Here is a 10,844-nt window from a genome sequence, read left to right as displayed (position 1 = left end):
CCTCGGCGCGCTCGGCGCGCGACCGACCCCGGCGGCCGCGGCGGCGCGACGGGGCGGCCTGCTCCTCGGCGGCGGCGTCCTGCGGCGCCTCGGCGGCGTCGGCGGCCGCGGCCTCGGCGGCCTGCGCGGCCTCGAGGTCGGCCTGCGCCGCGGCGGAGATCGCCTCGGGCGAGCCGGACGGGGCCTGGGCGCGGCGCCGGCGGCGCGGGGCCTCGGGCGCCTGGAACAGCAGCGCGGTGGTGGCGAGCCGCGCGGAGGCGGCGCGGTCCTGGTCGGCCTTCTGGCCGGCGGGCTTCCGGCCGGCGGGCTGCTGCGCGGCGGGCTGCCCGGCCGCGGGCTCCTGGGCCGCGGGCTCCTGGGCGGAGGGCTGCTCGGCGGCGGGCAGCTCGGCGGCCGGCTGCTGCTCGGCGGCGTCGGGGGCCGTGGCGTCCGGCGCGCCGGCCTTGCGGCTGCCCGAGCGGCGGCCGCGCGAGCGGCGGGCCGGCTCGCGCTCGGCAGCGGGCTGGCTCCGGCCGAGCTCGGCCAGCACGTCCAGGCGGCTCTCCGGCGCGGCGGCCGAGGTCTCCTCCGCCTGCTCGACGGCCTCGGCGACCTGCTCGTCCTCGGGCTGCTCGATGACGGCGTCCTCGTCCAGCTCCTCGGCGGCGGGCTCCTCGGCGGCGGGCGCGGGCGCCGGCTCCGGGGTGGGCGCGGCGGGGGCGGCCGGGGCGGCGGCGCCGGCCCCGGCGGGCCGGGTGGCGCGGCGCGACCGGCGGGCGGGCGCGGCCGGGGCCTCGGCGGCGGCGGGCTCCGCGGGCGACTCGGCGACGGCCGGCTCCGCGGGCGACTCGGCTGCGGCGACCGTCGCGGGGGCGGCGTCGGCCTCGGGGGCCGGCGGCTCGGCGGGGGCGGCGGCCGTGCGGGTCGCGCGGCGGCGCTTCGGGGCAGCGGGCGCCTCGTCCGCGGCGGGGGCGTCCTCGACCTGCGCGGCGGCGGGCGCGGCGGCCGCCTCGGCGGGCGCCTCCTCCGCGGCGGCGGGCGCGGCGGCCTCCTCCGCGGCGGCGGGCGCGGCGGCCTCGGCCGCCTTCTGCGCGGCGGTCTTGCGCGGCGCCCGGCGGCGCACCGGCTTGACCGGCGCCTCGTCGGCGGGCGCCTCGGCGGCGGGCGCCTCGGCGGCGGGCGCGCCGTCGCCGACCGTGAAGTCGAGCGTGTCGGCCGCGGGCTCCGCGGCCTTGGCGGCCCGCGTGGCGCGGGTCCGGGTGGTGCGCTTGCGGGCCGGGGCGGTGGCCTCGGCCGACGCGTCACCGCCCGTCTGCGCTGCGGTGGTGGTGCTGTCCGAGGTGTTGTCGAGCGTCACGCGCGGTGCTCCTGCACGCCCGGGTACGCCGGCCACACGCTCGGCGCCCGTCGGGCCGTCGGTCGTCGCTCGCGGGTCCGCGGCGACGGAAGTCGTCGGTGTCGGCCGCTGCACAGGCGTTCGGCGCCATCGCCTGCCTGGCCGCGCGATCCCCTGGGTCGGGGTCGGCCGGCCGGCGGCGCCTGGCAGCGCGATGCGCTGGTGCGGCGAGCACGGTGGCGCCCGGGGTGTGTGGATCCCGGGAGACCGGAGCCAGTATCGCACAGAGGTCGCCGGGACGTGCGGTAGGTCACGCTCGTGAAACCAGTCACAACGAGACGACATGGCGTCAGATCGCGGGACCTTTGTCCTACGCTTGTGAATCGGGGCGCAATACCGTCACCTCACGGCCCCGACCTGGGCCGTTCGGCCCCCCAACCGCCTCAGTCTTCAGGACGGACTCCACGTGGAAGCCCTCGACCTGGCCCGCTGGCAGTTCGGTGTCACCACCGTCTACCACTTCATCTTCGTCCCGCTGACGATCGGTCTGACCCCGCTCGTCGCGATCATGCAGACCATCTGGGTCCGCACCGGCAACGAGACCTGGCTCCGCCTCACCAAGTTCTTCGGCAAGCTCATGCTGATCAACTTCGCGATCGGCGTCGCCACGGGCATCGTGCAGGAGTTCCAGTTCGGCATGAACTGGTCCGAGTACTCCCGGTTCGTCGGCGACGTGTTCGGCGCGCCGCTGGCGATGGAGGCCCTCGCCGCCTTCTTCGTGGAGTCCACGTTCCTCGGCCTGTGGATCTTCGGCTGGGACAAGCTCCCGAAGAAGATCCACCTGGCCTGCATCTGGGCGGTCGCGATCGCGACCAACCTCTCCGCGTACTTCATCCTCGCGGCCAACTCCTGGATGCAGCACCCGGTCGGCACCACCTTCAACACCGAGACCGGCCGCGCCGAGATGACCGACGTCGTCGCGGTGCTCACCAACAGCACGCTGCTGGCGGCGTTCCCCCACACCGTCACGGCCGCGTTCCTCACCGCCGGCACCTTCGTCGCGGGCATCGCCGCCTGGTGGATGGTCCGGCTCGTCCGCAACGGCGACAGCGAGAAGGCCCGCACGGTCTACCGCCCGGCCGTCATGCTCGGCGTGTTCACCATGCTGATCTCGGGCGTCGGCCTCGGCATCACCGGCCACGCGCAGGGCCAGCTCATGTTCGAGCAGCAGCCGACCAAGATGGCCGCCGCCGAGGCGCTGTGCGAGACCGAGGACGGCGCCGCGTTCTCGATCCTCGCGATCGGCGACCTCACGAACAACTGCGACGGCGTCGCGCACCTCATCAGCATCCCCGGCCTGACCTCGTTCCTCGCGAACAACGACTTCACGTCGCGCATCGAGGGCGTCAACGACCTGCAGGAGCGCTACGAGGAGCAGTACGGCGAGGGCGTCAACTACATCCCCGACCTCACCGTCACCTACTGGGCGTTCCGCCTGATGATCGGCCTGGCCGCCGGCTCGGTGGCGCTCGCGCTCGCCGCGCTGTGGTTCACCCGCAAGGGCCGGGTCTCGGACAACAAGTGGCTCGCCCGCATCGCGATCTGGGCCATCCCGACCCCGTTCCTGGCCTCGTCGTTCGGCTGGATCTTCACCGAGATGGGCCGCCAGCCCTGGGTGGTGTACCCCAACCCGACGGGCGTCGACGGCGTCTGGCTGCTCACCGAGCGCGGCGTCTCCGAGGTGGTGAGCGCGTCGACGGTCGTCATCTCGATGGTCGCGTTCACGCTCGTCTACGGCCTGCTCGCGGTGTTCTGGTACCGCCTGATGAAGCGGTACGCCGTCGAGGGCGTCGCGGACACCGAGCGGGACCCGAGCCCGGACAACCCCGACAACCAGCCCGACCCGAGCGACCCCGACGCGGCCGAGCGCCCGCTGTCGTTCGCGTACTGAGAGGAGCAGGCCATGGATCTCCCGCTCATCTGGTTCCTGCTCATCGCGGTCCTGTGGACCGGCTACCTCGTGCTCGAGGGGTTCGACTTCGGCGTCGGCATGCTGCTGCCGTTCCTCGGCCGCAAGGACAACGACCGCCGCGTCATGATCAACACCATCGGCCCCGTCTGGGACGGCAACCAGGTGTGGCTGATCACGGCCGGCGGCGCGACCTTCGCGGCGTTCCCCGAGTGGTACGCCACGCTGTTCTCCGGCTTCTACCTGCCGCTGCTGCTCATCCTGGTCGGTCTGATCTTCCGGATCGTGTCGTTCGAGTGGCGCGGCAAGATCAACACCGACACCTGGCGGGCCTGGGCCGACCGCGGCATCATGCTCGGCTCCTACATCCCCGGCATCCTCTGGGGCGTGGCGTTCGCGAACCTGGTGCGCGGCGTCGAGCTCGACGCGAACCACCAGTACGTCGGCGGGTTCTGGGCGCTGCTCAACCCGTTCGCCCTGCTGGGCGGTGCGGTGACGGCCCTGCTGTTCGTCACGCACGGCGCGGTCTTCCTGGCGCTCAAGACGTCCGGCGAGATGCACGAGCGCTCGGCCGCGCTGGCCGAGCGGCTGGCCCCGGTGACGCTGGTCGTCGCCGCGGCGTGGGCCGTGTGGGCGCAGCTCGCCTACTCGGTGGCCTGGACCTGGGCCGCGGTGGCCGTCGCCGCCGTCGCGCTGGTGGCGGTCGTCCTCACGACCCGGGCCCGCCGCGAGGGCTGGGCGTTCGTCTGGTCCGCGGTCACGATCGTCGCGGCCGTCGTGCTGATCTTCGGGTCGATGTACCCGGACGTGATGCCGGCGTTCGACCCCGCCAACTCCCTGACGGTCGACAACGCGTCGTCCACGGACTACACGCTGACGATCATGACCTGGGTCGCGGTGGTCCTCACGCCGGTCGTGCTGCTCTACCAGGGCTGGACGTACTGGGTGTTCCGCAAGCGCATCTCCGCCGAGCACATCCCGGAGCACACCGGGCTGACGTTCGCGGCGGTGCTGCCGAAGACGGGCGCGTCCACCGGCCACGGGGGCACCTCCCCCGACGGCTCCACCCGCGCCTGAGGGACGATCGACCGCGTGAAGCCGCTCGACCCGCGCCTGCTCCGGTACGCCCGCGCCGCCCGGGGGTACCTGGCCCTGACCGTCGCCCTCGGGCTGGTCACGGCCGGCCTGGTGATCGCCCAGGCGATCCTGCTCGCGCAGGTGCTCGCCGCCGCCGCGCAAGACGGGGCCACGCTGCCCGACCTGCTCCCGCGGGTCGGGTGGCTGGCCGCCGTCGTCGCGGCGCGCGCGCTGGCCGTCGGCGTGCAGGAGCGGTACGCGCACCGGGCGGCGACCCGCGCGATCGCGGAGCTGCGGGAGCAGGTCGTCGGCCGCGCCGCCGCCCTCGGCCCGCGCTGGCTGGCGGAGGGCGAGGGCGCGCGGGTCGTCACGCTGGCGACCCGCGGGCTCGACGCCCTCGAGCCCTACTTCGTGAAGTACCTGCCGCAGCTCGTGCTGTCGGCCACCGTCACCCCCGCCGTCCTGGTGGTGATCCTCGACCTCGACTGGGTCTCGGCCGCCATCGCCGCGGGGACGATCCCGCTGGTGCCGATCTTCATGGTCCTGATCGGGCACCTCACCCAGGGCCGCTCCGAGCGCAGCCTGCGCGTGATGCAGCGGCTCGGCTCCCAGGTGCTCGACCTCGTCGCCGGGCTGACCACGCTGCGCGCGTTCGGGCGCGAGCGGGGTCCGGCGAAGCGGGTGCAGGCCCTCGGCGACGCCCACCGGCGCGCCACGATGGGCACCCTCCGGGTCGCCTTCCTGTCCGGCATGGTGCTGGAGCTGCTCACCACGCTGGCCGTCGCCCTGGTCGCCGTCGGCATCGGCCTGCGGCTGGTCTACGGCCACCTCGACCTGACGACAGGCCTCGCCGTGCTCGTGCTCGCCCCCGAGGTGTACCTCCCGCTGCGCCAGGTCGGCGCGCAGTTCCACGCGTCCACCGACGGCGTCGCGGCGGCCGACCAGGTGTTCCGGGTCCTGGAGACCCCCGTCCCCGCGGCCGGCACCGCCGCGGCCCCCGACCTGCGCGGCGCCACCGTCCGGCTGCGCGGCGTCACCGTCCGCGCGCCGGGGCGCGACCTGCTCGCGCCCGCCGACCTCGACCTCGAGCTCGCGCCCGGCCGCACCGTGGCCGTCACCGGCCCGAGCGGCGCCGGCAAGTCCACCACCGTCGACGTGCTGCTCGGCCTGCTCCGGCCGGACGGCGGCACCGTCGAGCTCGTCGGTGCGGACGGCCGCGCGACCCCGCTCGCCGACGTCGACCCGACCACCTACTGGCCGCAGGTCGCCTGGCTGCCGCAGCGGCCCGTCCTCGACCCCGCGTCCGTCGGCCGGCTCGTGTCCGGCGCCGAGGACGCCGCGCTCGCCCCCGCCGCCCGGGCCCGCCGCGACGAGGCCGCCGCCCTGACCGGGCTGGACGCCGTCGTCGCCGGGCTGCCCGACGGCTGGGACACCGACCTCGGCCGCGGCGGCGCCGGGCTGAGCGTCGGGCAGCGGCAGCGCGTCGCCCTGACCCGGGCGCTGCTGTCGGACGCCCCGCTGGTCGTCCTCGACGAGCCCACCGCGCACCTCGACGCCGCCGGCGAGCGGGTCGTGCTCGCGACCGTGCGGGCCCTGAAGGACGCGGCGCGGACGGTGCTGCTCGTCGCGCACCGGCCGTCGCTGATCGCGCTGGCCGACGACGTCGTGACCGTGCGGTCCGCGCCGCTGCCCGCCGCCGACCGGCCGGCCGCCGGCCCCGACGCGGCCCCGGGCGCGGGCGCCGCCGTCGCCCGGCTCGGCGCCGCCGAGTCGGCCCTGGTCACGACCGCCGGCCTGTCCGGCACCGCCCCGGCCCCCGGGGAGGGCGACCGATGAGCACCGCGACCACCGACCCGCGCCCCGCCGCCGGACCCGACGCCGGCGGTGCCGCCCCGCGCGGCCCGCTCGCCCGCCGCCTCGCCGCCGACCCGCTGTGGCGCGCGGTCCGCCTGCTCGACGTCGCGCCCCGCCGCGTGGCGCTGGCCGTGCTGCTGGGCGTGCTCGCCCTCGGCTCGGCCGTCGCCCTGGCCGCCGTGTCCGCCTGGCTGATCACCCGTGCCGCGCAGATGCCGCCGGTGCTGGAGCTGTCCGTGGCCACCGTCGCCGTCCGCGCGTTCGGCATCGGGCGCGGGCTGTTCCGGTACCTGGAGCGGCTGGTCTCGCACGACATCGCGCTCCGCGGCATGGCCCGGCTGCGCACCACGCTGTACGAGCGGCTGGCCGCCGGCCGGCCGGGCGCCACGCTCGGCCTGCGGCGCGGCGACCTGCTCGCGCGGGTCGGCGCGGACGTCGACGCCGTCGGCGACGTGGTCGTCCGCGGCCTGCTGCCCGCCGCGGTCGCGACCGTGCTCGGCCTGGGCACCGTCGTCGCGATGGGCCTGTTCCTGCCGGCGGCCGGCCTGACGCTCGCCGTGTGCCTCGTGCTGGCCGGCGTGGTCGCGCCGTGGCTCGCGCAGCGCGCCTCCCGGGCGACCGAGCAGCGCGCCGCCGCCGCTCGCGCCGAGATGGCCGCCACCTCGCTGGGGCTGCTCGAGGACGCCGGCCCGCTCGCCGTGCAGGGCCGCACCGGCGCGGAGCTCGCCCGGCTGCGCGCCGCCGACGCCGACCTCGCCCGGGCCACCGACCGCGGCGCCGGGCCCGCCGCGGTCGCCGCCGGCCTCGGCAACCTGGCGGTCGGCGTCGCCGTGCTCGCCGCGCTGCTGGTGGGCATCCCGGCGCTGGCCGCGGGCCGGATCGCCGAGGTCGACCTCGCGGTGATCGTGCTGACGCCGCTAGCCGCGTTCGAGGCGACCAGCGTGCTGCCCGCCGCCGCGATCCAGCTGCACCGGTCGCGCGCCGCGGCCGCCCGGCTGATGGCGGTGCTGGACGACGCGGCGGCGCCGGACGAGGCGGTCCCGGGGTCCGGGAACCGGGACGGCGCACCGGGGGTCCCTGCGACGGGTGCCGGCTCCCCCGCGCCCGTCGCGGCGCCCGCGCGCGTCGCCGCACCCGCCGCGCCCGCGCCCGGCACACCCGCGGCCCCGGCCGACGCCGCGTCCCCCCGCCTCACCGCGCGCGGCCTCGCCGTCGGCTGGCCGGGCCGCGCCCCGGTCGTCACCGGCCTCGACCTCGACCTGGCCCCCGGCCGCAGCGTCGCCGTCGTCGGCCCGTCCGGCGTCGGCAAGACCACCCTGCTCCTCACGCTCGCCGGCTTCCTGCCCCCGCGCGGCGGCGAGCTGCTGCTCGACGGCATCCCGCTGGCCGACGTCGACCCGACGGTCCGGCTGGCGCGGCTGGCGCTCACCACCGAGGACGCCCACGTCTTCGAGACGACCCTGCTGGAGAACCTGCGGGTCGCCCGCGGCGACGCGACGCCGGACGACGCCCGGGCGGCTCTCGACCGCGCGGGCTTGGGAGACTGGCTCGCGGGCCTGCCCGACGGCGTCGACACCGCGCTCGGCCCGGATGCCCGCAGCGTGTCGGGCGGCGAGCGGCGCCGGCTGCTCCTGGCGCGGTCGCTGCTCGCGAAGGCGCCGCTGCTGCTCGTCGACGAGCCGGCCGAGCACCTCGACCCGGCGACGGCCGACCGCCTCGTCGGCGACCTGCTGGCGGCACCGCGCGCGACCGCGCCCTCCCCCGGCGGCGCCGGCGCGCCGGCCTCCGACCCCGCCGCCCGCGGGGTCCTGGTCGTCACCCACCGGCTCGCCCCGTTGGCCGCCGCCGACGAGGTGCTGGTCCTGCGGGACGGCGGCGTCGCGGCGCGCGGGACGCACGCGCACCTGCTGGCCACCGACGCCCAGTACGGTGAGGCGCACGCCAGCGAGCAGGACGAGGGTGGGACGACGAGCACATGGCCGACGAGCTGACCGGACGCCAGGACGCGGCGCCCCACGACGCCGCACCGCAGGACCCGGCACCGCAGGGCCCGGCACCGCGGGACCCCGCGCCGCAGGACCCGCACGCCCCCGCCCGGCGCGAGCCGGGGCCCCGGCCGCAGGACGCCGCGGCCGCCGAGCAGCGCGCGGCCGCGCTCGGCGTCGCCGCCCCGACCTACGGCCCCGGCGTCACCACCACCATCCACGTCCGCGAGCCCGGCGGCCGCTCGCACCTCGAGCTCGGCACCGCGTCCGAGACCGGCGACGAGCTCGCCGACCTGCTGGACGCCGTCCTGTCGGTCGCCTCCGGCCTGGACCTGCCCGGCGTGCTCGAGCGGTTCGTGCGGGTCTCGGTCGAGCTCACGGGCGCCACGTACGGCGCGATCAACGTGCTCGACTCCCGCGGCGAGTCGACCACGTTCGTGCAGACCGGCGTCCCCGCGGCCGCCGCCGCGATGATGGGCCACCCGCCGCACGCTCGCGGCGTCCTCGGGCACATCCCCGTGCACGGCGTCCTCAAGCTGGACGACCTCACCGAGCACCCGGCGTTCCAGGGCTGGCCGGCCGGGCACCCCTCGATGGGGTCGTTCCTCGGGGCCTCCGTCCGGGTGCGGGACCAGGTGTACGGCTACCTGTACCTGTCCGAGAAGGACGGCGGCTTCAGCGAGAAGGACGCCACCACCGTCATCGCGCTCGCCGCGACCGCCGGCGTCGCCGTGGCGAACGCCCAGCTGTTCGCCGAGGGCGCCCGGCGCGAGCACTGGCTGCGCGCGGGCCAGGACATCACCACCATGCTGCTGTCCGGCGCCGACGAGGAGGACGCGCTCGCGCACATCGCCGCGACCGCCCGGGACGTCGCCGACGCGGACGCCGCGGCGCTGGCCCTGCCCGGCGTGGGCGGCGAGCTGCTGATCGAGCTCGCCGACGGGCACAACGCCGACGCCCTCGTGGGCGCCCAGCTCACCCCGGGCGGCCCGACCTGGTCCGTCATGGAGGAGGGCCAGGGCCTCATCATCGACTCGCTCGCCCGGTCCAGCCGGATCACGGTGCCGGCGATGCGGGCGTTCGGCTCCGCCCTGTTCGCGCCGCTGCAGACCTCCGGCCGCGGCGTCGGCGTGCTGATCCTGCTGCGCAAGGTCGGGACGCTCGCGTTCGACGCGGGCGACCTGGCCACCGCGGAGTCGTTCGCGTCCCAGGCCGCGCTGGCGTTCGTGCTCGCGGAGGCCCGGCACGCCCAGGACCAGGCGGCCCTGCTCGACGAGCGGGAGCGGATCGCGCGCGACCTGCACGACCTGGCCATCCAGCAGCTGTTCGCCACCGGCATGCAGCTCGAGACCGTGCGCCGCCGGGCGTCGCGCGGCGTCGACCCGTCGGAGCTCACCGACATCGTCGAGGAGGCGCTGGACAACGTCGACGCCTCCGTGCGGCAGATCCGGCAGATCGTCTACGCCCTGCGCGACCCGGACGCGGCGACCGGCATCGTCGAGCGGCTCCGCCGGGAGGCCTCGCTGGCCCGCACCGGCCTGGGGTTCGCGCCCTCGCTGATCGTCATGCTCGACGGCGAGTCGGTGCCGGACGGCGACTACATCGTCGCGGACCTCATCGACGAGCGGATCGGCCCGGACCGGACCGACGACGTCGTCGCCGTGGTGCGTGAGGGACTCGCGAACGCCGCCCGGCACGCGCACGCGTCCTCGGTCGCCGTGCGGGTGACCGTCCGGGGCGCCGGGCCGCTCGGCACCGTGCACGTCGAGGTCGAGGACGACGGCGCCGGCCTGCCCGCGACGCGGGACCGCCGCTCCGGCACGGGCAACCTGGCCGCGCGCGCCCGGCAGCACGGCGGGACGTTCTCGCTGGGCGTCGCGCCCGGTGGGCAGGGCACGCTGCTGTCCTGGGAGGTCCCGCTGGGCTGAGCGGCGCGTGGGGGCGGGCTCGTCGTGCGGGCGCCGAGTCCTCCACAGCCGCGGTGGTGGTGCTCCGTCCCCAGCCGGGCGCCAGTCGCCGAGGGCGTGTCGGTGGCCGTCGGTAGGGTCGTTTCATGGCACCTGACCTGCAGGAACACCCGGATGGCGACGTGGTCGCCGACCCGGTGCTGCCGGTCTACGCGGCGGACGGGACGTGCCTGACGGACTTCGGCCCGGACCCGGTGGTGGCGGCGGGTCGGGCGCCGCGGACCAGTGAGCAGCGGCAGGTCGAGGCCATCGCGTCCTGCCCGCCCGGCCCGGTGCTGGATGCCTGGTTGCGGGGACTGGACCAGCGGGTGGTGTCCCCGACGGTGCTGGTGGAGGTCGTCGCGGCGATCGACCGGATGGAGTCCCACCTGCACGCCCGCAAGCTGGCCGCCGTTGCCGAGCTCGCCAGCCGGCAGGAGATGCGCCCGGACTGGTCCCCGCTCGCCGGTGCCCCGCCGACGCAGACGAGCGTGGCGGGGGACGAGCTGGCGATGCGGCTCGGGTGGGCGCGGATGACCGCGAACCGGGTGGTGCGGCGGGCGGTCGTGCTGGACGGGCTGCTCGGCGCGACCGGGGAGGCGCTGGAGACGGGCCACGTCGACGCCGCCAAGGCCGAGGTGCTGGCCGCGGCGTTGACCGACCAGTCGTTCCAGGTCGCGCACGCCGTCGAGGACGCC

6 protein-coding genes and 1 pseudogene are annotated in these 10,844 nt (G+C 76.9%); 6 read left to right on the top strand and 1 reads right to left on the bottom strand.

The window, feature by feature from the left end:
- Positions 1-1,336, bottom strand: a pseudogene (locus tag VER05_RS02430) (hypothetical protein); the annotation flags it as partial.
- 445 nt (positions 1,337-1,781) lie between these two features.
- Between VER05_RS02430 and VER05_RS02425 the strand changes: the two are divergent.
- From VER05_RS02425 to VER05_RS02400, 6 genes are all read left to right on the top strand, one after another.
- Entirely contained in the window at positions 1,782-3,266 is a 1,485-nt protein-coding gene (locus tag VER05_RS02425; protein WP_324843807.1) for a cytochrome ubiquinol oxidase subunit I, read from the top strand.
- A gap of 12 nt (positions 3,267-3,278) precedes the next feature.
- The gene (cydB, locus tag VER05_RS02420; protein ID WP_324843806.1) at positions 3,279-4,361 is read left to right on the top strand and encodes a cytochrome d ubiquinol oxidase subunit II; all 1,083 of its coding nucleotides are present in this window, start codon (positions 3,279-3,281) and stop codon (positions 4,359-4,361) included.
- Positions 4,362-4,376: 15 nt separating this feature from the next.
- A complete protein-coding gene (gene cydD / locus VER05_RS02415; RefSeq protein ID WP_324843805.1) occupies positions 4,377-6,197 on the top strand; it encodes a thiol reductant ABC exporter subunit CydD in 1,821 nt (606 codons plus the stop codon).
- The gene (gene cydC, locus VER05_RS02410; RefSeq protein ID WP_324843804.1) at positions 6,194-8,206 is read left to right on the top strand and encodes a thiol reductant ABC exporter subunit CydC; all 2,013 of its coding nucleotides are present in this window, start codon (positions 6,194-6,196) and stop codon (positions 8,204-8,206) included. Before cydD ends, cydC begins: the two co-directional genes overlap by 4 nt.
- Positions 8,191-10,128, top strand: a complete 1,938-nt coding sequence (locus tag VER05_RS02405; protein ID WP_324843803.1) for a GAF domain-containing sensor histidine kinase — start codon at positions 8,191-8,193, stop codon at positions 10,126-10,128. Before cydC ends, VER05_RS02405 begins: the two co-directional genes overlap by 16 nt.
- Positions 10,129-10,253: 125 nt before the next feature.
- On the top strand, positions 10,254-10,844 hold a 591-nt coding region (locus tag VER05_RS02400; protein WP_414647535.1), incomplete at its 3' end, for a hypothetical protein.

It is taken from the genome of Cellulomonas sp., assembly GCF_035634735.1.
Classification (GTDB): Bacteria; Actinomycetota; Actinomycetes; order Actinomycetales; family Cellulomonadaceae; genus Cellulomonas.
Note: the sequence above shows the minus strand (reverse complement) of the source record. Positions and strands in the feature narration are given on the sequence as shown.

Excerpts from the sequence above, each read along its gene's own strand:
- cydC (WP_324843804.1), top strand. The coding sequence starts at position 6,194 with ATGAGCACCGCGACCACCGACCCGCGCCCCGCCGCCGGACCCGACGCC.
- VER05_RS02405 (WP_324843803.1), top strand. The coding sequence starts at position 8,191 with ATGGCCGACGAGCTGACCGGACGCCAGGACGCGGCGCCCCACGACGCC.
- cydB (WP_324843806.1), top strand. The coding sequence starts at position 3,279 with ATGGATCTCCCGCTCATCTGGTTCCTGCTCATCGCGGTCCTGTGGACC.